Source organism: Verrucomicrobium sp. BvORR106 (assembly GCF_000739655.1).
Taxonomy (GTDB): Bacteria; Verrucomicrobiota; Verrucomicrobiia; order Verrucomicrobiales; family Verrucomicrobiaceae; genus Verrucomicrobium.
In genome coordinates, this window is sequence record NZ_BATR01000102.1 from 54,361 (window position 1) to 75,280 (window position 20,920).

The window sequence follows — 20,920 nt, forward strand, 5'->3', positions numbered from 1 at the left end:
CCTGCCAAAGCTGAGGGAGAAAATTCTCCCGGACCCAAAATTTCTCGGGCCGGGAATGCTATGCACCACAACGACACGTCAAAAAGCTGGCCCCTGGCGCTCGCCGCCTTGGGGGTAGTGTATGGGGACATCGGAACCAGCCCGCTGTACGCACTGCGGGAGTGTTTGGGAGAGGGGAGATTCCTTTCGACCGATCCGGTGACGGTGCTGGGGCCGGTGTCGCTGATGCTGTGGTCCTTCATCCTGATCGTGTCGGTGAAGTATCTGCTCATGCTCACCCGGGCGACCAACCAGGGTGAGGGCGGGGTGTTTGCTTTGCTCTCCATTCTGAAGCAGCCGGTCGCGGGGCTCAGTTCCAAGGCCATCTCGTGGCTGGGGCTCTTTGCCATCCTCGGGGCGGCGCTCATGTACGGGGACGGCGTGATCACGCCTGCCATCTCGGTGCTGTCGGCCGTGGAGGGGTTAAAGGAAATCGACCCCCACTTTGAGCAGTACATTGTGCCGGTGGCGGTGGTGATCCTGTTGGGGGTGTTTTTTGTGCAACGGCACGGCACTCATCGCATCGGAGCCAGCTTTGGCCCGGTGATGGTGGTGTGGTTTGTCGTACTGGCCGGGACTGGGATTGTGAACGTGGTGGAGCATCCGGCGGCTCTGAAGGCGCTGTCTCCACACTATGGCGTGCGCTACATCATCGAGCATGGCCATCATGGAATCGGGATCATGGGCTCTGTCTTGCTGTGCGTGACGGGGTGTGAGGCGCTCTATGCGGACATTGGCCACTTCGGGGCCACGGCTATGCGTCGCTCCTGGTTCCTTCTGGCGGGACCGGCCCTTTCTTTGAACTACATGGGCCAGGCGGGCCTGGTGCTGGCGAACCCGGAGGCTCACGGCAACCCTTTCTACCGCATGGTGCCGGGCGGCTGGCTGGTGCCGATGGTCATCCTGGCCACGATGGCCACCATCATCGCCTCCCAGGCCATGATCACCGGCGTCTTCTCCCTCACTCAGCAGGCGGTACAACTGGGCTACCTGCCACGACTGAAGATCAAGCACACGAACCCAGATCTTCGCGGTCAGATCTACATGCCGCAGATCAACTCCCTGCTGTGCGTGGCCTGTCTGGCGCTCGTCGTGAGTTTCAAGAGCTCGGGCGCACTGGCGGCTGCCTACGGCCTCTCCGTCTCTGCCAACATGGTGCTGAGTACCATCCTCTTCTACGCTGTTGCGGTGCGCGTCTGGAAGTGGTCGCTCTGGAAGGCTCTCATCCCGGTGATCGCCTTCCTGCTGCTGGAGTGCTCCTACGTGGCAGGCAGCCTCACGAAGCTGTTCCACGGGGCTTGGATGCCGGTGCTGGCCACTGTCGTCCTGTGGATCGTGATGAAAACCTGGCAGGATGGTCGTGCCATTCTCTGGCGGCTGGTCAAGCAGGGGCAATTGCCGACGGAACACCTCATCGCCGAATTGGAGAACAACCGGATCACTCGAGTGAAGGGCACAGGCGTCTTCATGAGCGGCACCGCCGATGGTCTGCCATTGGTGATGCTCCACCACCTGAAGCACAACAAAGCCCTCCATGAACGGGTGGTGCTGCTGACCATCCAGTTCCACGAGGAGCCGTATGTGAAGGAAGAGAAGCGGGTCTCCGCGATTGAACTGGCTCCCAAGTTCCACCGCGTGGTGTTGCACTACGGCTTTGTGGAGTCGCCAGATGTGATGCGTGATCTCTGCCACGCTTTGGAGTTCAAGAAGATGCACGAAATGAGCAACATCAGCTTCTACCAGGCGAGAGAACTTCTCCTGCCCACGGGGCGGGGGAAAATGGCCGAGTGGCGCAAGAAGCTATTTGTCTCCCTGTCCCGAGCCGCCCGTCCGGCTACCGGCTACTTTGACCTGCCCTCCCGGCAGGTGATTGAGCTGGGCATCCAGATGGAGCTGTGACCGGCCCGACTCGGGTTGAAACCGAGGCGGTTGGATCTGGCCAAGAGGGGAGGACATCGCCCCTCGGCCGGATCCGAAATCAAAAATCACAATTTCAAAATTTTCCCTTCACCCCAGCGGCTTCCTCCCGGCGTAAAATATTCCCTTTGCACCGGGGGTTTTCCTTCTATGTTCCGCCGCTCGCCCCAGCAACCATCACCTATTTAATGAGCATTCAACGAGCGCTTCTCTCTGTATCCGACAAGACCGGTCTTGCGGATTTTGCCAAAGGTCTGTCTTTGATGGGGGTGGAACTCCTCTCCAGCGGCGGGACGGCCAAGTTCCTGGCAGCGGAGGGCATCGAGGTGAAGGAAGTCTCCGAGTTCACCGGCTTCCCCGAACTCTTCGACGGACGGGTCAAGACCCTGCACCCCAAGATCCACGGTGGTCTGCTCCAGCGTCGCGATCTGCCGGAGCACAAAAAGCAGGCGGAAGAGCACGACATTCCCTGCATCGATCTCGTGGTGGTGAATCTCTATCCCTTTGAAGAGACGATCTCCAAGCCGGATGTGACCCTGGAAGACGCCATCGAGAACATCGACATCGGCGGCCCCTCCATGCTCCGCTCCGCTGCGAAGAACTACCAGAGCGTGACGGTCGTCACGGATCCGGCGGATTACTCGACGGTGCTCAAGGAAATGAATCACAACAAGGGGGACACCAAGCTGTCCACCCGCGAGCGTCTGGCCACCAAGGTCTTCCAGCGGACGGCGGCCTACGACGCCGCCATCGCCCGCTACCTGAACAAGGAGCAGGAGACGGCCAAGAGTTTCAACCTCAGCCTGCCGCTCTACAGCGAGCTGCGCTACGGTGACAATCCGCACCAGGAAGCCGCTCTGTACGGCAACTTCGGCGACTACTTCGTGAAGCTGCACGGCAAGGAGCTCAGCTACACCAACGTGCTCGACATCGAGAGCGCGGCGGGGATTGCCCTTGAGTTCCGCCGCCCGACCGTGGCCATCCTCAAGCACACCAATCCGTGTGGCGTGGGCTGTGCGGATGGGGACCTGCGCGAAGCCTGGGAAAAGGCTTTTGAAACGGACAAGCAGGCTCCTTTTGGCGGCGTGATCGTCACGAACCGTCCCATGACCCTTGGCCTCGCCAAGATCATCGGGGAGATCTTCACCGACGTGATCATCGCTCCGGACTACGAGGCGGATGCCCGCGCCCTGCTGCAGAAGAAGAAGAATCTTCGCCTCATCCAGATGCTGCCGAATGTGGCGGAAGCACTCGCTCAGCCGGTGCTTCGCTCCGCCCCTGGCGGTCTGATGGTGATGGACAGCGATCCCAAGGCCCTCGGCCTCGACAACATCGAGAGCAAGGTCAAGACCAAGCGTCCTCCGACGACAGAGGAAATCGAAGCCATGCGCTTTGCCTGGCGCGTGGTGAAGCACGTCAAGTCCAACGCCATCGTCTTCGCGTCCAGCGACCGTACGCTCGGCATTGGTGCCGGCCAGATGAGCCGCGTGGACTCCTGCCGCATTGCGGTGTGGAAGGCCAAGGAAGCGGGCTTGTCCCTTCAGGGCAGCGCCGTGGGCAGCGATGCCATGTTCCCCTTCGCAGACGGCCTTGTCGCCTGTGCGGATGCCGGTGCCACCTGCGCGATCCAGCCGGGCGGTTCCATGCGAGACGAGGAAGTCATCGCCGCCGCCAATGAGCGGGAAATGGCGATGGTCTTCACCGGTTCACGGCACTTCAAACACTAGGGAATGAAAGAGTTAGGAGTTAAGGGTTAGGTGTTAGGAGGCCGTTGATACCGGTTTCTTGCGACACCCGCACTCTGGATGATTGTCTGGAGGCCAGACGCTTAACTCATTTCTCATAACCCTTAACCTCGACTCACATGCTCTCCCTCGGTGTTAACATCGACCACGTGGCCACGCTGCGTCAGGCGCGCTATGCCACAATGCTGGATTCTCCCAATGCTGAGCCTGTGCTGCTGGATGCGGCACGGGAGTCAGAGGCGGCGGGGGCCCATTCCATCACGGTGCATTTGCGGGCAGACCGCCGGCACATTCAGGATGCGGATGTCTGGCTGCTGAAGCGGGAACTGAAGGTGAAGTTGAATCTCGAGATGGGCAATACTCCGGAGATTCTGGACATTGCCCTGCATGTGAAGCCGGACTTCGCCTGCCTCGTGCCGGAGAATCGCCAGGAGATCACGACCGAAGGCGGACTGGACGTGCCGGGGCACGCCAAGTCGCTCAAGGAAACTACCACCCGACTCAAGGAGAACGGCACCCAAGTCAGCTTCTTTGTGGATCCCGTGCTGGATCACATCTACGCCGCTGCTGACTGTGGGGCGAACATGGTGGAACTGCACACGGGAACTTTTGCCAATGCCACGGGGGAAGCCCGTGCGGTGGAAGTTTCCCGCCTGGTGGCGGCAGCCGCGCTGGCCAAGGATTTGGGCTTGCAGGTCAATGCCGGCCATGGGTTGACCACACGCAACCTCCCTGATCTCTTCACCGTGCCGCATCTGGCGGAGCTCAACATCGGCCACAGCCTTGTGGCCCGTGCCGTGACCGTTGGTCTGCGCAGGGCCGTGGAAGAGATGCTTGAGGTGATGGCGACCTACGAGAAACACTGATCATGTTCATTTTCGGGGTGGCGGGAGCTTGTCTCTGCTGCCACCCGCAACTTCGCCTTTTGCCAGATGACACCCTTCTCCACCGGTCTGGACCTCGTTGAGGTGCCCCGCATCCGGGCGCTGCTGGAGAAACACGGGAATCGGTTTAAGGAAAGAACGTTCACCTCCGGCGAGATCGCTTATTGCGATGCCTGCGCGGATCCGGCCATTCACTACGCCGCCCGGTTCGCGGCCAAGGAGGCTGTGGCCAAGGCGTTGGGGACGGGTTTTGCCGATGGGGTGAGCTGGCAGGACATTGAGGTGCTGAGAGATGGAAAGGGCTGCCCGTCCATCGAGCTTCACGGTGGAGCCGTCCACGTGGCGGAGCTGTCCGGGATCAAGAAGGTGTTGCTGAGCCTGACCCATACCAAGGAGATGGCCGCCGCCAGTGTGGTGGCTTGCGCTGGGTGAACTGGGTATCACTGGCTGGGTCGAGAAACAAGGGGGGAGCCGCTTGATGTCCCGGTTTTGAAACCCAAGAATCGATGGGTCTGTGTGTGATTTCTCATTTGCCCTCCCGGGGAGAACGGCAAGAATGGGCGATGCTCCCTCGCGAAGATATTGATCAACTGGCTGCCGATACCGTGCAGCGAGCTCCCCATGAGGCTGCCGAACTCCTGACGGGCCACAAGGACGAGGACGTGATCGCGGTGTTGGAGCTGGTGAACCCCTTGGTCTGTCAGCAGATCTTGCGTGAACTGGACGATCGCCGTCGGTCAGAACTGCTGGCTTCCGCACCTGTGGAAAAGGCCCGGCAGTGGATGCGGAACCAAGAGTACCCAGAGGACAGCGTGGGCTGGCTCATGGAACCGCCCGTGGCGGTGTTCCGCGCGCACATGACGGTGCGGGAGACCATTGAGGCGATGCGGAAGCTCACCAAGAAGGCCTTCATCACCTACGGCTACGTCACCGACGGCCACAACAAACTCATCGGGGTGCTGGTCTTCCGTGACCTCATGCTGGCTGAGGCCGACAAGAAGTTGAGCGAGGTGATGTACACCAATCTCTTCTGGCTCAACCCCCAGATGGCGCTGACGGACGCCATGAAGAGCACGCTGAACCGGCATTTCCCGGTCTATCCGGTCTGCGACGAGGACGGGCACCTGATGGGCCTCGTCCGCGGGCAGGCCATCTTTGAAGCCCGGGCCATGGAACTCTCCGCCCAGCCCGGTACCATGGTGGGGGTCAATGAGGAGGAGCGTCTCTCCACTCCCATGCCGCGCAGCCTCTGGATGCGACACCCCTGGCTCCAGTTCAATCTCCTCACCGCCTTCATCGCCGCTGCGGTCGTAGGGGTGTTCCAGAAGACCTTGGATGAGATCGTCATTCTTGCCGCGTTTCTCCCGGTGCTTGCCGGGCAGAGCGGCAACACAGGTTGTCAGGCGCTGGCCGTGTGCTTGCGCGGTCTGACGCTGGGCGATCTCAAACCTGGTGATGAAAAAATCCTCTTCGCCAAAGAAGGCGTCCTGGGGCTCCTGAACGGAGCGCTGGTTGGCGTGGTCGCCGGGGTGGGCATGTATGTCTTTGCCCGCATGCAGGGCAATGAACACGCCTTCATGCTGGGTGTGGTGGTGTTGATTTCGATGATCGCCAGCTGCGTCATCAGCGGTTTGTCCGGGGCTTTGATTCCGCTCACCCTTCGTCGTTTCGGGGCCGATCCCGCCACGGCGTCCAGCATCTTCCTGACCACCGCGACGGATGTCGTGAGCATGGGGACGTTCTTGGGATTGGCCACATGGTTGATTCGGTAGAAAGACGCCAGACACCAGACTGCCAGACGCCAGACCTGAGAGTACAGGTGAGTTTGGATCTGCATGGGTGCGGCGACTGAGCCGGATGGCACATCCGGACTACGCCCGAGGTGCTATGCAGGAGTAGTCCGACGGTCCCCGTCGGTCAGGCCGCGAAGGGATTGAGCAGCAGTCACGAATGTCTTGCTGACCGCCAGTCGCGGGGAGTGGTGCGGTCGGACAAGGTGCACACCCAATGTCGTGGGTTTCTCTCGCCATCAGGAGACGATGATGACGAGGACGGCCTTCCCACCTGACCGGTATTGATGCCATTTCCCAAGGTAGACTCGCTTGAGGCTCGTCAACCTTGGGCTTGTGGCCTCATCCCCTTCGGGGAAATGACGTGGAGGCTGCCGCTTGGGGATTGGCCGGGGAGTGAGGAGTCGGTCGCGCGGCAACTGCCATGCTGGCCGATTTCTGCATCGCTCTCAAGGTGCTCTTGTCTCCCACCAAACAAAGAGGGCGGCCGGAGCCGCCCTCTGGGGATTTGATGGGGTGTTTTTTCTTGGGGGGAGGAGTGGCCATTGGGGTTCAGGATCCACTCACAGGGGGGAGGAGCTCAGGCACTGGCGGGAGCCGGGGCGCACTGGAGCGGCCGACGCTGCGACAAAGCGCGTGGCACGGAAAAACCGAGGGCATTCGCCAGGCCGATACCGTAGGAGGGATCGGTCCGGAAGATGTCGCAGATCTGGCTAAGCTGGACTTCACGCGGCAGGCCTGCCATGAGTCGGGCGATATTGCCGAAGAGGCGCTTCTGAAGATCCGCCGTCATGAAGCGGAAAAGATGGCCGGGCTGGCTGAACACTTCCTTCTCCTCGACGGCAGCCATGGTCGCGGACGCGGGCTGGGGAGCGAACTTGAGTGCAAGAGTGGGTGACATGACGGGAAGATCTTGTCGTCGACTTGCCCATTTTTGTTCAGCGCTTGCGATAGTTAAAATACTATGTTCCTATTGCGACTATAGATACAGCCTATGGAATTGCATCAGCTCCGGTACGTGGTAGCCGTGGCGCGGACCGGGAACTTCAGCCGGGCCGCGCAAAACTGCCATGTCTCCCAGCCGTCTCTCAGCCAGCAGATTCAGAAGCTGGAGGATGAGCTGGGGGAGCGGCTTTTTGACCGGTTGCGTCGGCATGCCAAGCTGACCCAGGCCGGTGAGCGGTTCCTGCCCCGGGCGGTGCGAATTTTGGAGGAGATGGATGCCGCGACCCGGGAAGCCCGTGCCGCCAACGATCTGGACCAGGGCCGGATCACGGTGGGCGTGCTGCCCACCATCGCTCCCTATTTGCTGCCAAAACTCATTGCTGCTTTCAGCGCGAAGTATCCCGGCGTGCAGGTGGTTGTGCATGAAGACACCACTGCCCGTCTCCGGGAACTGACCGCCGCTTGTGAGGTGGATATCGCGATTGCCAGCCTCCCGCTGCAGGATGAGCGGTTTGAGGTGCGGGAGTTGTTTGACGAGGAACTGCTGCTGGCTCTGCCGAACAACCACCGCCTAGTGGACCAGAAGAAGATCATCCCAGAAGATTTGCTGGAGGAGAAGTTCATCCTCATGAAGGAAGGGCATTGTCTGGGGGATCAGGTCCTGCACTTCTGCCATCGCCGTGACTTCCATCCTCAAGTGAGCTGTCGAAGCGCGCAGATGGAGACGGTGCAGTCGCTGGTCCAGTCTGGCATGGGCATCACGCTCGTGCCCAAGATGGCCCTGCAGGAAGACAGATCCGTGAAGCCGGTCTATCGCTCCCTCAGCGATCCTTCACCCAAGCGCACCATCGTGGCCTTCTGGCCCAAACAACGCCCTCTGGGCAAGGCGGCCGCGGCCTGGTTGAAGCTGATGGAATAGTGAAGGAGGCTGCAGCTCTATTCCTCGCCCCGGTAGTAGTCATCGTCTTCACCCCGCACCATGCGGCGCTCCGGGGATCGGACCAGCCACTTGTTGCTGTCCGGATAGTGACAGGATTCGCCGATCGGATTGTCCGCCACCACGTAGATCAGCAGGTCGGTTTCTCCATTGTTGATGAGCTGGTGAGGCTCACCCGGCTTGAAGACAAAGGCGTCTCCCGATTCAATCGGTTCGATGCCTGCCTCGTGGCGGACCGTGCCTGCGCCCGAGATCACATGGTAAAACTCCCATTGCGCGCTGTGGGAGTGATACGGATACGGCGTGGCTCCGGGAGGAATGCGCAGGATCTCCACATCGAACGGGTGCCGCTTGAGCAGATCCGTGGACTGGGCATCCCTGCCCAGGGCAATGGAGAGCGACTTGCTGGAGCCGAGGAACCGGCCTTTGGGGGAGGACCATTCGTCGTCAGCGACGTCTCGGGTGTTGATCTTTTGCATGGCGGAAGCAGTTGGGTGAGATACGTCGCCATGAGTGGGTGGGATGAAAGAGATCAGGGTGGAGGGGATTGGCCTAACAACTCCGCCCAGCGCTCAAACAGCAGATCGGTGTAATCTGGGCCACCAATGTGATAGGCTCCCAGCGAAAAAGCATCGTTGGCCTCGACCAGTGCGGTCTCTCCGGTGGTGAGAACGCCAAAATCCAGCGCATAGGCTGCCGGGGCTTGGCCGGACTGTCGGAAGGTTGTGATCGCTGCCTCAATGCGGGAGGCATCCGGGGGCAACGAAGCGTCGCCGTCGTAGTGGTCCACGGATAGGATCATGTCCCGCAGGATGTACACGCGAAATTCTGACCTCCATTCAACAGGGTCGGAACACCAGACTGTTTCTTGTCGGCTGATGGAGGTTACACAGTAGAGATAGTCAGGGCCTTCAAACAACCGTCCAGTAAATACCTTGCGTCGGTCCGCAGGCTTTACAAAGACAGGTTTGATGCCCTCGCGAATGTGATCGGCCATTCTGCCCAAAGTCGATCGCCAGACATTGCGATGCAGGAATGGACGTAGACAGTCAGGGTAGTCGTCCAGGGTTCGAGGGTCCAGCTTGAGCATCTTGAGGGCAATGCCCATGACATCCCCATCTCCGGCCACAAAAGTTTGAGGATCCAGAGGCACTTGACGGCGCTGCATCAGCTTGGCTGGAAACAACTTCACTGCAATGTTTCGCCGCAGGCACTCTGCGTGAAGCAGGCTTTCCTCATGCCCCAGCTTTCCCTGGCCAGTTTGTAGAATGTAGGCGCGCTGGAACATGGTCTCTCAAATGGAAGTCCATGGGAAGGCTGAAGACAACGGCAAAGTGGAAGGAGGATGCGGAATGGCAAGAATCCCACCTCTCCGAAGAATGGATACGTGAGAGGAAGGGCGGACTTGACGCTGAAAGGCAATCTGACGATCAAGCCCCCATCGACTTCCGACACCTGATCTCGACTTGTCGGGATTTTGGGAGTTCAGTGTAGGCGGAAATGCCGGATGAAGGGAGCGGAGGATGTGGGCTTCGGTGGGGAGCGAAGGGTTCAAGTAAATCACAAGGCCCGACGAAAGCGGTGATTCTCACCGCAGTCCCAAAAGCGCTGCGCGCTCAGGTGGAGGAGGTGGTGGTGGGCTTGGGGCTTTGATCGGCTTGCGATGCTTGAGGGCTGAAAGCCCGGCCTCATAGGAGCCTTGGGCAACGCCCAAGGTTGGCGTTGGTTTAAGATGTTGAGGGCTGTAGGCCCGGGGTCATTCAGGGATGCTCATCGTGGGCAGGCTCGATGAGGCCGGGCCTTCAGCCCTCTATGAATATTGAGATGCAAACCTTGGGCGTTGCCCAAGGCTGTGATGATGCCGGACCTTTGGTCCTCCTGAGGCAGAGCTTCTGCATTGGCAGCCTCCTCTCAATACCTTCCCAGGGTCGGTTGGGCCTTTCCGCGTGCCTGATAGATCACGGTGCGCAGGTCTTTGAGCAGCTTCCGGGTGACCAGCGAATCCCGGCAGATGGCTTTCACCGTCCAGGCATTCACGTTGCCGGCGAGCGGTGCGGCTCCCAGGTAGACGGAGCTCACATCACCTCCGAGTGCCTCGACCTCCGCCTGCGGGAAGGGAACTCCCTCCGGCAGGATGACGAAACACCCGAGGTAGTGCGCAAGATCGAAGGGGAGGCGAAGAGACTTGAGGCTGGCGTCGTCGGGACGAAGCCGGTAGCGCTCCCGGGCAATCAAGACGTCGCCTGACCACACGTCGGTATCCCAGCAGAGTTCCTCGAACTCAAAGGCCTCGCCGCGGGCGACGCGTCCCGGGGAGAGCCACTCGAAGAAGAGCAGTTCTCCGCCGGGCGCAACCTTGATCACGTTGTGCTGGCGATAGCGGGCACCCGCGTGCGGAATGAAGGGTTCTGGGTAAAACTCAAGGAAGCCCCCTGTACCCACGGTCATGGTCTGGCGGACCAGGGCGGTGTCGCCCTTGCGGGAGCGGTACACGCGGCTGGAGCTGGGGGTGGTGAGGACCAGCGAGGCTCCTGGGTCCACCGCGAAGTTGAGGCTGATCTCGTCGTTGTCGAAAATGCCCGCAGTGGGATTGACGAGATTGGTCACCAGTGCGCCTGCATCCACATGCGGCTTGCTCAGATGCATCGGTGCGCAGAAGGACTGCTCCCGGAGATACGGGATGGAGCCGTCCCGCAGAGCGCAGGCGAGGTGGAGATGACCTTTCACCGTGTGGGAACCTAGACGAAGAGATACTCCCGCTTCAGCCAGGCGATGAGGTCATCCTTGCCCTTCTCCGACTTGAGGTCGGCGAAAAGGAAGGGGCGGGTGCCACGCATGATCCTGGCATCGCGGTCCATGACGGCGAGATCGGCACCCACGTAGGGAGCGAGGTCTGTCTTGTTGATGAGTAGCAGGTCGCTGGTACGGATGGCCGGGCCGCCTTTGCGCGGGATCTTGTCGCCCTCGGCCACGTCGATGACGTAGATGTAGGCGTCCACCAGCTCCGGGGAGAAGGTGGCGGAGAGGTTGTCCCCGCCACTCTCAATGAGGATCAACTGGAGATCGGGATGCCGTTTTTCCAGCTCGATCACCGCCGCCATGTTCATGCTGGTGTCATCGCGAATGGCCGTGTGAGGGCAGCCGCCTGTCTCCACGCCCATGACGCGATCCGCAGGCAGGACGTTTTGACGAATCATGAACTCGGCGTCCTCGCGGGTGTAGATGTCATTGGTGATGACCGCCAGGGAGTATTCATCCTTGAGCCATTGGCAGAGACGCAGCACGCACATGGTTTTGCCTGAGCCTACCGGACCGCCCACGCCGATGCGGATGGGGCGCTTGGACTCAAATTCGGCTCCGTCGCTGGCAGCGGTGGGGGATGGGGAGGCAGGAAGAGACATGTGAGAAAGGAATGGGGTTTAGGAAATAAAGAGACGCTCCTGCGCCCGGGCATGGCGCATGGATGAGATCTCCAGGAGCGGATTGAACCAGCCAATGCGAGAATCGTCCTCCACGGCCATGGCGGGCTCGATGTGCGGTGCCAGAGTGGCCATGGCATGCCGTACGATGAGCTGGCAGCGCTCCTGACCCATGCGGATAAGTTTCATGGAGGCGGTGGCATAGCCGCTGAGGGTCTGCAGGCCGAAGGCGCAGCCCGCAGCAGCGGTAGGCAGGGCGCGCAATTCCAGCGCACAGATGATGAGGTGATGGCAGGGGGCGTCGCTCTGGACATACTGCTCCAGCAGTGCGCTGTTCTCCAGTTTGCGGGCCATGACGAGGCGTCGCGATCCAAGCTGCCGACTCGCCTGCCGCAATTCTGCCGCGAGCTTCCAGGCCTCCAGTTCGTCGTCCAGTGCTCGAACTGTCTTGAGGTCGTCGGTTGCTGCGGCAGCATGGGTGCGTGCCAGAAAGGGCAGCTCAAAGGCTTTCAAACTGGGGATGATCTGCTCGTGCAGAAACTTCTCCAGATCCTCCGGCTTGCGGATGTAGTCGCGCTGGGTGAGCTCTTCCAGACCCATGGAGTGCGCATAGGCCCCGCTGGGGAACTGGGAGTCATTGACCTGGAGCAGCCAGGGTAGCCATTCAGGAAGCATGGGGCACCACACGCATGGGGTTGAAGATGGCTGTCGCCTCCACGACCTTCCACTTCTCCCGCTCAAAGAGCTGGGTGATGGCGGAGTCGTGAAGAATGCGGACGCGATCCGGCAGGACCTGAATGGGGAAATGCAGATTGCCAACCTTCCAACCCACCAGAGCGGCAAACTCCGGTGTTGGCGTTTCGATTTCGTAGATGAGTTCGGGCTGCTGCAGGACGACGTAATCGTGGGAGTCGGTCTGGTGAATGACGCAACCGTGGTTGAGCCGCGATTCCAGATCGAAGCCGAATTCGGTGCCATCGGAGGCATCGAGCCGCCAGCGCCGTTTCAAGAACATAGCACGCTCCACCACGAGCTGGACCTGTTCGGCAAGGGGTCTCGTGGATTGGGGGGCGACTTTGTTCTTGATCAGGATCATGGAAAAGACACAAGACTTGGAGGCACAAGCCGCAAGACCTGAGTCAGGAGGCGGTGAGGCCTGGACAGGTCAGGAGGGTTTGGAATGTGCCGGGCGTGGAGAACGGAGAGGGCCCGCTAGAACAGGAAATAACGCTGGGCCATGGGGAGAACAGATGCGGGTTCGCAGCGGAGTTCCCGACCGTCGGCCTTCACGGTGTAGGTCTCGGGATCCACTTCGATCTTGGGTAGGGCGTCGTTCCACAGCATGTTCGTCTTGCCAATGTTGCGGCAGTTCTTCACGGCGCTGAGCATCTTGTTCAGGCCGAGCTTCTGCACGTTGCCGTGGACGAGGGAGGCCTCGCTGACGAAGGTGATGTTCGTCTTGTACTTGGCCCGTCCGTGAGCGGCGAACTGGGGCCGGTAGAACATGGGCTGCGGGGTGGGGATTGAGGCATTGGGATCGCCCATGTTCGCCATCGCGATCATGCCGCCCTTCAGCACGACTTCAGGCTTCACGCCGAAGAACATCGGCTTCCACACCACGAGGTCGGCAAGCTTGCCCACCGCAATGGAACCCACCTCATGGGACAGCCCGTGGGCGATGGCGGGGTTGATCGTGTACTTGGCAACGTAGCGCATGGCCCGGAAGTTGTCGGCTGCGCCATGGGCGGGGCCGTCCAGTTTGCCAAACTGCGTCTTCATCTTGTGCGCCGTCTGCCAGGTGCGGGTGATGACCTCACCCAAGCGGCCCATGGCCTGACTGTCGCTGGACATCATGGAAATGGCACCCAAATCATGCAGCAGATCTTCTGCGGCGATGGTCTCCGGCCGGATGCGGGACTCAGCAAAAGCGACGTCCTCCGGGATGCGGGAATCCAGGTGGTGGCAGACCATGAGCATGTCCAAGTGCTCATCAATCGTATTCACCGTGAAGGGGCGGGTGGGATTGGTGGAAGAGGGAAGGACATTGGCCTCGCCGCACACACGAATGATGTCCGGAGCGTGGCCACCGCCAGCGCCTTCCGAGTGGAAGGTGTGAATGGTGCGGCCCTTGAAGGCATTGAGCGTGCTCTCCACGAACCCGGCTTCATTCAGGGTATCCGTATGGATGGCCACCTGCACGTCCAGTTCGTCCGCGACTCCCAGACAGGTGTCGATCGCGGCAGGGGTGGTGCCCCAGTCCTCGTGCAGTTTCAGACCCACGGCGCCAGCCAGCACCTGCTCTCGCAGGGGAGGGGCGGTGGAGCAGTTGCCCTTGCCCAAGAACCCAAGGTTCATGGGGTACTCATCGGCCGCCTCCAGCATGCGCTCCATGTACCAGATGCCTGGGGTGCACGTGGTGGCGTAGGTGCCGTGAGCAGGACCGGTGCCGCCGCCGATCATGGTGGTGATGCCGCTGGCCAGGGCATGGTCAATCTGCTGTGGGCAGATGAAGTGAATGTGGGTGTCGATGCCGCCAGCCGTGATGATGCAGCCTTCCCCGGCGATGACTTCCGTGCCGGCCCCAATGATCATGTCGATGCCGTCCTGAAGCAGCGGATTGCCTGCGTGGCCGATGCCGACGATGCGGCCGTGCTTCACGCCGATGTCCGCTTTGATCACACCCTGTACGGCGTCGATGATCAAGGCATTGGTGATGACGAGGTCGAGACTGTCGGCATCCAGCGCCAGGGAGGACTGGGCCATGCCGTCGCGGATGACCTTGCCGCCGCCAAACTTTACTTCGTTTCCGTAGCCGCCTTTTTCAGCAATGAGGTCACGCTCGACCTGCACGAAAAGCTCGGTGTCGGCGAGGCGCACCTGGTCACCCGTGGTGGCGCCGAACATGCTGGCGTGTTGTTTGCGCGTGATCTTCATGCGTTGGCAGGGGCGGGCAGGGGACCGTTGACGAGGTTGTTGAGGCCATAGACCTCGCGTTTGCCGGCGAAGGCGACGAGCTCCACTTCGCGGGTGTCGCCGGGCTCGAACCGCACGGCAGTGCCTGCCGCGATGTTGAGGCGGAAGCCGAGGGATGCAGGGCGGTCGAAGTGGAGGGAGGTGTTCACCTCAAAGAAGTGAAAGTGGCTGCCCACCTGGATGGGGCGGTCGCCAGTATTTGAAACTGCCACGGTCACCGTGGCCAGGCCGACATTGGCCTCCAGGTCATCGGCACCTTCGGGATGGATGATTTCTCCGGGGATCATGAGAATGGGAGAGGGGCCCGACCGGCTAGCGGACGGGGTGGTGGACGGTGACGAGTTTGGTGCCATCCGGGAAGGTGGCTTCCACCTGGATGTCGTGGATCATTTCCGCGACCCCTTCCATGACTTCATCCCGTTTCACAATGGTGGTGCCATAGCTCATAAGCTCGGCAACGGATCTACCATCGCGGGCTCCTTCAAAGATCTCTGCGGTGATGAGCGCAATGGTCTCTGGATGGTTGAGCTTCACGCCACGGTCACGACGACGGCGGGCCACATCGGCCGCCACCACCACCAGAAGCTTCTCCTGTTCGCGAGGGGAAAGGTGCATGTGCTAAGTGGGGCGGTGGGATCAGACGAAGTGAGTGGCGCAGAAGACGCAGCCTGCGGTGCCTACGGCGAGGCCAGCGTAGCTCCAGGGGCTGGCGGTGATGCGGGCGAATGGCAGAGCAATTAAAGCTCCGAGTCCGACCACCAGCAGTGTGCCCAACCAGAGGCCCATGGCAAAGAGACCACCAGCATTCTCCAGACCGTGCGCGTTCCCATGCCAGAATCCCATGGCAGCCACAATACCGAGGCGCAGAACCTGGCTGGAGTTCTTGTACAGCATCAGCATCACGCCGAGGCCCAGCACCGAAAGGGCGAGACCCTGCTCAAGGAATGGGACGCCCAGACCGGCGCGCCCCACCGCAGAGCCGACAGCCAGCATGCCGAGGAAGCTGGCCGCGAGCGCGAGGCCCAAGCGACGGCCCATGGCAAAGGCCAGAATGCCTACCGCGAGTGCGGCCACCATGTGATCCAAACCCGTGAAGGGGTGGGCGACGGCGCTGAAGAAGGACTCCGCATCAAACTCATCCACCTGATCGCCTTCCGGATGATAGTGACCGGGGTGGGCGGAGAGGCTTTGGGCGAGGGTGAGAGCGGCGAGAGGGACGGTGGTCTTGGTGAGATCGCGAAAGGTCATGCGAGGCAGGGATGGGAGTCTGCGGGAGTTTGGGAGATGGATTGACGGGAGCTTGATCTGGAACGGCGCAAAAGGCAAGACCGACTGGGCCGGGTCACACGGTGAGAAACTCCTTGATCATCTCCTCGCTGAGATCTGACATCTTCCCGGCAGCAGCCACCGTGCCACGCTCCAGGATGGTGAAGACGTCTCCCAGTTCCTTGCAGAAATCGAGGTACTGCTCCACAAGCAGAATGCTCATCTGGCCCTCAGCCCTCAGCATCTTGATGGCATCACCGATCTGGTCGATGATGTTCGGCTGAATGCCTTCCGTGGGCTCATCCAGGATGAGCAGCTTGGGATTGGTGAGCAGGGCACGGCCAATGGCGAGTTGCTGCTGCTGACCACCGGAGAGCATGCCGCCTTTGCGCGGAAGGAACTCTTTGAGAATCGGGAAGAGCGTGTAGATGCGCTCCAGTTCTCCATTGAGCTTCCTGCCACGGGCGATGGGGCCGATGTGAAGGTTCTCCTCCACAGTCATGTGGGGGAAGATGTCGCGGCCCTGGGGCACATAGGCCAGTCCCAGATGGGCGCGAGCTTCGGGGCGCATGCCCTTGAGCTCGGTGCCGGTGAGATTGATCTGGCCCTTTTCCGCAGCCAGGAGGCCCATGATGGATTTCAGCGTCGAGGTCTTGCCCACGCCGTTGCGGCCCATGAGGCAGAAGACGGACTTTTCCGGGATGGTGAGGTCGATGCCACGCAGGATGCGGCTGCCGCCGATGGAAGCTTGAAGACCGCTGACTTCGAGAACGTTCATGAAGGTGAGAGAGGAGGTCGTTCGGGTGGAGAGGCGTTGGCGTCAGGCGGCCTTGGACTTGCGGCCAAGGTAAACTTCAATCACGCGCTCGTTGCTCTGGACGAAGTCCACGGAGCCTTCACAGAGCACCGAGCCCTGATGAAGCACAGTCACGCGGCGGTCTTTGGAGATCTGGCGCACGAAGGTCATGTCGTGCTCGATGACGACGATGGTGTGCTTGCCGGCGAGGGAGAGGAGGAGCTCGCCGGTGCGGTGTGTTTCCTCGTCCGTCATGCCAGCGGCGGGCTCATCCACCAGGAGAAGCTTCGCGTTCTGGGCCAGGAGCATGCCGATCTCCAACCACTGCTTTTGGCCGTGGGCAAGGGCACCGGCCTTCCAATGGGCACGGTCGGTGAGGTTGATCGTCTTGAGGATGCTCTCAATGCGGTCCTTGTCCTCGGACTTGAGCCGGTAGAAGAGGCTCTTCCACACGCTACGGGATCCGCCGAGGCTGAGCAGCAGATTCTCAAAGACCGTGTGATCGGTGTACACCGTGGGGGTCTGAAACTTGCGACCGATGCCGAGACGGTAGATCTCGTACTCGTTCTTGTGCAGCAGATCGTGTGATCCCTCGAACTGGAGCGTGCCCGTGTCCGGCTTGGTGCGGCCGGTGATTAGGTCCAGAAAGGTGGTCTTGCCGGCACCGTTGGGGCCGATGACGGTGCGTAGCTCACCCTCATCCAGGTAGAAAGAGAGGTCGGTGATGGCCTTGAATCCAGAGAAGCTCTTGTTCAGGCCTTCGGCGGCGAGGAGGAAAGGTTTCTGGCTCATTCAGCGCTGGGTGAGGAGGAGGGGCTGGGAGTGGGCTTGATCGTGATGGCGGCGGATGGAATCGGCGCGGCGTCTTCGTCAGCAGCCGAGCGGGCCTTGTACTTCACGAAGGCATTGCGCAACTGGAGCGGGAGACCGACCAGACCTTTGGGCATGAAGAGCACCGCCAGGGTGAATCCGGCACCCAGGAATAGCAGCCAGTAGTCCGGCATCGCTCGAGTGGCCCAGCTTTGAAGGGAGTTGACCCCGATGGCACCGAGGATGGGACCAATCAGCGTGCCGCGACCGCCCACAGCGACCCAGACGACGGCCTCCAGAGACTTCTGAGTGGTCATCTCGCTCGGGTTGATGATGCCCACTTGGGTCACGAAAAGGGAGCCGCCAAGTGAGGCGATGATGGCGCACAGCACGAACACAAAGAGCTTGTAGTTGGCTGCCGCATACCCGGAGAAGAGCACGCGGTTCTCGCTGTCACGCACCGCCCGCTGGATGAGGCCGAACTTGGTGGTCGTAAGCCAGCGGCAACCGGCATACACGCCCAAAAGCACGATGGCGGTGACGATGAACAGAGTGCGCTTGGTGCCATCGCTCCGGATGTCGGCGCCAAGGATGAAGCGGAAGTCGGTGAAGCCGTTGTTGCCGCCCATGTTCAAGTCATTGCGGAAGAACATCAGCGCCGCACCGTAGGTCAGTGCCTGGGTGAGGATCGAGAAGTAAACTCCCTTGATGCGGGATCGGAAGGCGAGGTAACCAAAGATGAAGGCGAGGATGCCGGGAATCAGCACCACCATGAGCAGCGCGAACGGGAAGGAGTAGAAGGGCTTCCAGATGGCGGGCAACTGAGAGTGACCGAGGAACACGAGGAAGTCGGGCAGATCACTCTTGTACTGCCCCAGCTTCCCGATCATGAGCATGAGGTACATGCCCATCATGTAGCCGCCCAGGGAGAAGAAGAGCGCCTGACCAAGACTCAAGAGGCCAGTGTAGCCCCACAGCAAATCCACGGCGATGGCCAAGATGGCGTAGGAGAGGTACTTGCCCCACGTGTTGAGCGTGAAGGGGCTGATCCAACCGATGGAACTGGCCAGCGGCAGGATGACGACAAGGAGGAGGGCAAAAGCAAAGAAGATGATGCTTTCGCGGCGTTGGAAGGGGCGGTTCATCAGGATTCGAGGCTGCGGCTGCGGGTGACGAAAATGCCCTGCGGTCTCCACTGCAGGAACAGGATGATGGTGCCCAGCACGAGGATCTTCCCGAGCACCGGGTTGCCGAGGATCTGCTGGAGAGACTGGTCAACGACCCCGATACCGAGGGCGCTGATGACGGTGCCGATCATGTTGCCGACGCCGCCCACGACCACCGTCATGAAGGAGTCCACGATGTAGTTCTGACCGGTGTAGGGGCCGACGTTGTCGATCTGGGAGATGAACGCGCCCGCAAGACCGGCCAGACCGCTGCCGAAGCCGAAGGTAAGCATGTTTACACGCTCGGTGCGCACGCCCATGCAGGCCGCCATGTCGCGGTTTTGCATCACGGATCGGATCAGGAGGCCCAGCGGCGTTTTGTTCAACACGGCCCAAGTGAGCACGATGATGATGATCGCGAACCCAATCACAAAGAGGCGGTTCCAGTTGAAGGCGATGTCATTCACCACCCAGCTTCCGGACAGCCACACAGGGCTCTCCAGGGCCACGTTCTGCGGGCCGAAGACGAGGCGCAGCAACTGCTGCATGACGATGGAAACACCCCAGGTGGCCAGCAGGGACTCCAGCGGGCGCTTGTAGAGGAAGCGGATGATACCGCGCTCCAGGGCAATGCCCACGAGGGCTGCCATGAGGAAACTACAGGGCAGGGCAACGAGGAAATACACGCTGAACGTGGCCCCTGTGGCATGCATGCCGGGAATGGTAAAGGTCAGCGAACTCTGGCTGAAAGGCGCGAGCGTGAGCCCGGCACCGAAGATGCACTGCACCACATACGTCGTATAGGCACCGACGACGAGCAACTCACCGTGGGCCATGTTGATCACGCCCATGAGGCCGAAGGTGATGGCCAGGCCGATGGCGACCACGAGCAAGATGGAACCGGTGGAAAGGCCGCGGAACATGGTGCCGGCGGTGTTTACCACCTTCACGTGAGAGGCGATTTTCTCCAGTGCGGCAGTGGCGGCGGCGGCCACGTCCTTTTTGCCTTCCTTCGTGGCTTCAGAGGCAAGAGTCTTAAGGGCATCCTGGCTGGGGATGGAGCCGATGTTGCCCAAGGTGGTGCAGGCCTTGATGCGTTCGGCATCATCGGGCGACTTGAGCTGGGTCAGAGCGATGGATTGCTCGAGCGCCTTCTGCACTTCCTTGTGAGTCTCCACCTTTTGGCGTTCGAGAAGAGCGGGCAGTTTTTCGAGGTTCAACTCCAGGCCCACATCGCTGACGGCGCGAAGGCGGATCTTGAGATCGGGGTTGGAGAGGGCCGCCATGTCCGTGAGGTCCTTCATTGCACGGCGGATGTTAGAGTCCGTCTCTGCACCGCTGACCTCGGCCGGATCAATCAAGATGGGTTTGCCCTCAGCATCTTTGAAAGGGGATTTGTCGAGCAGGAGCAGCGCTGCCTGTTTGCCATCGGCATCTTTCTCACCGGTCAGGGTCACCGGGGTGATCTTGCCCTCGTCGTCCTCGTGAAGGTAGATGCCGCCTTCTTTCCAAAGTGTCAGGAGCTCTGCCGCGATCGGGCCCGCATCAGCTGGGATTTTGCGGATGGCCGCCACTTGCTCGGCGCTTTCTTGTTTCGTGAGTGCCTCCACCACCGCGGCTCGTACCGTGGCCTCAGAGGGGGCGGGGCCGTCTGCCGCCAGTGCGCTGGTCCTCATCAATGAGGCCAGGCCCAGTACGAGCAGGGCACAAGTAAAAGTGTTTCGCAAAAGCATGATTAGACGCCCCTCGAAAGCAGCGTCCGTGCCAGATTTAGGAGATGGCTGGGATAAAATTCAGCGCAGCCTCATTGGAGGATTAGGATTGAACGGAATTAACAGAATTAACGGAATTGGGGTTTTGGAGCAGTGGAGTTCAAGATGGGTTTGAGCCCTTCACGCGAGATGCGAGTCTCGAGTCCCGGAGGTACTCTGGAGTGTAGCCGGTGGTGAAGGCCTGTAATCAGGCCGGGAACCACCGGACGACGGGGCATTAGATCATTCCGTCCCGGATGGGACGGCGGACAGCGAGGCGTCGAGTCGTTGATCGGGCCCAACAGATGCGGCGCATGATCCGGCGTCCCATCCGGGACGCATTCAATGAAGAGACGCAATGTCCGGTGGTTGTCACCACCGGCTACTCTCCGCCGTCCCTCCGGGACGAGTTGCCCACCGTTTGTTCGAGGCGTAGGTGGCGGTCCCGGTTGTTGGTTGTTGCTGCGGTAGCGGTGTGAAAA

21 protein-coding genes are annotated in these 20,920 nt (G+C 60.7%); 6 read left to right on the plus strand and 15 right to left on the minus strand.

The features are described from left to right. Nucleotides 1-60 precede the first annotated feature (60 nt). The 5 genes from BV106_RS17850 to BV106_RS17870 all read left to right on the plus strand — a co-directional run bounded on the left by BV106_RS17850 (nt 61) and on the right by BV106_RS17870 (nt 6,357). Nucleotides 61-1,938: a KUP/HAK/KT family potassium transporter gene (locus BV106_RS17850; protein ID WP_038166949.1), complete on the plus strand. Its 1,878-nt coding sequence runs from the start codon at nt 61-63 to the stop codon at nt 1,936-1,938. Nucleotides 1,939-2,144: 206 nt separating this feature from the next. Beyond that, on the plus strand, nt 2,145-3,683 hold the full coding sequence (purH, locus tag BV106_RS17855) for a bifunctional phosphoribosylaminoimidazolecarboxamide formyltransferase/IMP cyclohydrolase (RefSeq protein ID WP_038166950.1): 1,539 nt from the start codon (nt 2,145-2,147) through the stop codon (nt 3,681-3,683). A 137-nt stretch (nt 3,684-3,820) separates the two neighbouring features. Then, nucleotides 3,821-4,567: a pyridoxine 5'-phosphate synthase gene (locus BV106_RS17860; protein WP_038166952.1), complete on the plus strand. Its 747-nt coding sequence runs from the start codon at nt 3,821-3,823 to the stop codon at nt 4,565-4,567. Between the two features lie 66 nt (nt 4,568-4,633). After that, nucleotides 4,634-5,017, plus strand: a complete 384-nt coding sequence (gene acpS / locus BV106_RS17865; protein WP_038166954.1) for a holo-ACP synthase — start codon at nt 4,634-4,636, stop codon at nt 5,015-5,017. A gap of 131 nt (nt 5,018-5,148) precedes the next feature. Further along, complete coding sequence (locus tag BV106_RS17870) at nt 5,149-6,357, plus strand: magnesium transporter (protein ID WP_265595809.1); 1,209 nt, start codon at nt 5,149-5,151, stop codon at nt 6,355-6,357. A 598-nt stretch (nt 6,358-6,955) separates the two neighbouring features. Here the strand turns inward: BV106_RS17870 and BV106_RS17875 are convergent. Continuing rightward, complete coding sequence (locus BV106_RS17875) at nt 6,956-7,276, minus strand: catalase-related domain-containing protein (protein WP_038166956.1); 321 nt, start codon at nt 7,274-7,276, stop codon at nt 6,956-6,958. A 93-nt stretch (nt 7,277-7,369) separates the two neighbouring features. Between BV106_RS17875 and BV106_RS17880 the strand changes: the two genes are divergently transcribed. Continuing rightward, a complete protein-coding gene (locus BV106_RS17880; RefSeq protein ID WP_038166957.1) occupies nt 7,370-8,239 on the plus strand; it encodes a LysR family transcriptional regulator in 870 nt (289 codons plus the stop codon). A gap of 17 nt (nt 8,240-8,256) precedes the next feature. On the opposite strand, the gene BV106_RS17885 is transcribed toward BV106_RS17880, so the two are convergent. The 14 genes from BV106_RS17885 to urtB form a co-directional block, all read right to left on the minus strand. Further along, entirely contained in the window at nt 8,257-8,736 is a 480-nt protein-coding gene (locus tag BV106_RS17885; RefSeq protein ID WP_038166958.1) for a cupin domain-containing protein, read from the minus strand. Between the two features lie 53 nt (nt 8,737-8,789). Then, a complete protein-coding gene (locus BV106_RS17890; RefSeq protein WP_038166960.1) occupies nt 8,790-9,545 on the minus strand; it encodes an ATP-grasp domain-containing protein in 756 nt (251 codons plus the stop codon). A 623-nt stretch (nt 9,546-10,168) separates the two neighbouring features. Further along, nucleotides 10,169-10,984, minus strand: a complete 816-nt coding sequence (locus BV106_RS35815; protein ID WP_265595810.1) for an urease accessory protein UreD — start codon at nt 10,982-10,984, stop codon at nt 10,169-10,171. A gap of 11 nt (nt 10,985-10,995) precedes the next feature. Further along, entirely contained in the window at nt 10,996-11,658 is a 663-nt protein-coding gene (gene ureG, locus BV106_RS17900; protein WP_051946008.1) for an urease accessory protein UreG, read from the minus strand. 18 nt (nt 11,659-11,676) lie between these two features. Continuing rightward, nucleotides 11,677-12,351, minus strand: coding sequence for an urease accessory UreF family protein (locus BV106_RS35820; protein WP_051946009.1), 675 nt, complete (start codon nt 12,349-12,351; stop codon nt 11,677-11,679). Further along, nucleotides 12,341-12,772, minus strand: a complete 432-nt coding sequence (locus BV106_RS17910) for a hypothetical protein (protein ID WP_051946010.1) — start codon at nt 12,770-12,772, stop codon at nt 12,341-12,343. Before BV106_RS17910 ends, BV106_RS35820 begins: the two co-directional genes overlap by 11 nt. 116 nt (nt 12,773-12,888) lie before the next feature. Beyond that, a complete protein-coding gene (gene ureC / locus BV106_RS17915) occupies nt 12,889-14,610 on the minus strand; it encodes an urease subunit alpha (RefSeq protein WP_038166962.1) in 1,722 nt (573 codons plus the stop codon). Continuing rightward, nucleotides 14,607-14,936 (minus strand): urease subunit beta, encoded by a 330-nt coding sequence (locus BV106_RS17920; protein ID WP_038166964.1) that lies wholly within the window; start codon nt 14,934-14,936, stop codon nt 14,607-14,609. Before BV106_RS17920 ends, ureC begins: the two co-directional genes overlap by 4 nt. Nucleotides 14,937-14,961: 25 nt before the next feature. Then, nucleotides 14,962-15,264, minus strand: a complete 303-nt coding sequence (locus tag BV106_RS17925; RefSeq protein ID WP_009960814.1) for an urease subunit gamma — start codon at nt 15,262-15,264, stop codon at nt 14,962-14,964. Nucleotides 15,265-15,285: 21 nt separating this feature from the next. Continuing rightward, complete coding sequence (locus BV106_RS35825) at nt 15,286-15,897, minus strand: HupE/UreJ family protein (RefSeq protein WP_051946011.1); 612 nt, start codon at nt 15,895-15,897, stop codon at nt 15,286-15,288. A 94-nt stretch (nt 15,898-15,991) separates the two neighbouring features. Beyond that, nucleotides 15,992-16,693, minus strand: a complete 702-nt coding sequence (gene urtE, locus BV106_RS17935; RefSeq protein WP_038166965.1) for an urea ABC transporter ATP-binding subunit UrtE — start codon at nt 16,691-16,693, stop codon at nt 15,992-15,994. Nucleotides 16,694-16,735: 42 nt separating this feature from the next. Continuing rightward, on the minus strand, nt 16,736-17,503 hold the full coding sequence (urtD, locus tag BV106_RS17940; protein ID WP_038166967.1) for an urea ABC transporter ATP-binding protein UrtD: 768 nt from the start codon (nt 17,501-17,503) through the stop codon (nt 16,736-16,738). Beyond that, nucleotides 17,500-18,666 (minus strand): urea ABC transporter permease subunit UrtC, encoded by a 1,167-nt coding sequence (gene urtC / locus BV106_RS17945; RefSeq protein ID WP_038166968.1) that lies wholly within the window; start codon nt 18,664-18,666, stop codon nt 17,500-17,502. The genes urtD and urtC overlap by 4 nt, the downstream gene beginning before the upstream one ends. After that, nucleotides 18,666-20,420, minus strand: coding sequence for an urea ABC transporter permease subunit UrtB (urtB, locus tag BV106_RS17950; RefSeq protein WP_038166969.1), 1,755 nt, complete (start codon nt 20,418-20,420; stop codon nt 18,666-18,668). The genes urtC and urtB overlap by 1 nt, the downstream gene beginning before the upstream one ends. Nucleotides 20,421-20,920: the final 500 nt, after the last annotated feature.

What these genes read in the sequence shown, in the direction of transcription:
- BV106_RS17850 (WP_038166949.1), top strand. Translation starts at nt 61, where the DNA reads ATGCACCACAACGACACGTCAAAAAGCTGGCCCCTGGCGCTCGCCGCC.
- purH (WP_038166950.1), top strand. Translation starts at nt 2,145, where the DNA reads ATGAGCATTCAACGAGCGCTTCTCTCTGTATCCGACAAGACCGGTCTT.
- BV106_RS17860 (WP_038166952.1), top strand. Translation starts at nt 3,821, where the DNA reads ATGCTCTCCCTCGGTGTTAACATCGACCACGTGGCCACGCTGCGTCAG.
- acpS (WP_038166954.1), top strand. Translation starts at nt 4,634, where the DNA reads ATGACACCCTTCTCCACCGGTCTGGACCTCGTTGAGGTGCCCCGCATC.
- BV106_RS17870 (WP_265595809.1), top strand. Translation starts at nt 5,149, where the DNA reads ATGCTCCCTCGCGAAGATATTGATCAACTGGCTGCCGATACCGTGCAG.
- BV106_RS17875 (WP_038166956.1), bottom strand. Translation starts at nt 7,276, where the DNA reads ATGTCACCCACTCTTGCACTCAAGTTCGCTCCCCAGCCCGCGTCCGCG.
- BV106_RS17880 (WP_038166957.1), top strand. Translation starts at nt 7,370, where the DNA reads ATGGAATTGCATCAGCTCCGGTACGTGGTAGCCGTGGCGCGGACCGGG.
- BV106_RS17885 (WP_038166958.1), bottom strand. Translation starts at nt 8,736, where the DNA reads ATGCAAAAGATCAACACCCGAGACGTCGCTGACGACGAATGGTCCTCC.
- BV106_RS17890 (WP_038166960.1), bottom strand. Translation starts at nt 9,545, where the DNA reads ATGTTCCAGCGCGCCTACATTCTACAAACTGGCCAGGGAAAGCTGGGG.
- ureG (WP_051946008.1), bottom strand. Translation starts at nt 11,658, where the DNA reads ATGTCTCTTCCTGCCTCCCCATCCCCCACCGCTGCCAGCGACGGAGCC.
- BV106_RS35820 (WP_051946009.1), bottom strand. Translation starts at nt 12,351, where the DNA reads ATGCTTCCTGAATGGCTACCCTGGCTGCTCCAGGTCAATGACTCCCAG.
- BV106_RS17910 (WP_051946010.1), bottom strand. Translation starts at nt 12,772, where the DNA reads ATGATCCTGATCAAGAACAAAGTCGCCCCCCAATCCACGAGACCCCTT.
- ureC (WP_038166962.1), bottom strand. Translation starts at nt 14,610, where the DNA reads ATGAAGATCACGCGCAAACAACACGCCAGCATGTTCGGCGCCACCACG.
- BV106_RS17920 (WP_038166964.1), bottom strand. Translation starts at nt 14,936, where the DNA reads ATGATCCCCGGAGAAATCATCCATCCCGAAGGTGCCGATGACCTGGAG.
- BV106_RS17925 (WP_009960814.1), bottom strand. Translation starts at nt 15,264, where the DNA reads ATGCACCTTTCCCCTCGCGAACAGGAGAAGCTTCTGGTGGTGGTGGCG.
- BV106_RS35825 (WP_051946011.1), bottom strand. Translation starts at nt 15,897, where the DNA reads ATGACCTTTCGCGATCTCACCAAGACCACCGTCCCTCTCGCCGCTCTC.
- urtE (WP_038166965.1), bottom strand. Translation starts at nt 16,693, where the DNA reads ATGAACGTTCTCGAAGTCAGCGGTCTTCAAGCTTCCATCGGCGGCAGC.
- urtD (WP_038166967.1), bottom strand. Translation starts at nt 17,503, where the DNA reads ATGAGCCAGAAACCTTTCCTCCTCGCCGCCGAAGGCCTGAACAAGAGC.
- urtC (WP_038166968.1), bottom strand. Translation starts at nt 18,666, where the DNA reads ATGAACCGCCCCTTCCAACGCCGCGAAAGCATCATCTTCTTTGCTTTT.
- urtB (WP_038166969.1), bottom strand. Translation starts at nt 20,420, where the DNA reads ATGCTTTTGCGAAACACTTTTACTTGTGCCCTGCTCGTACTGGGCCTG.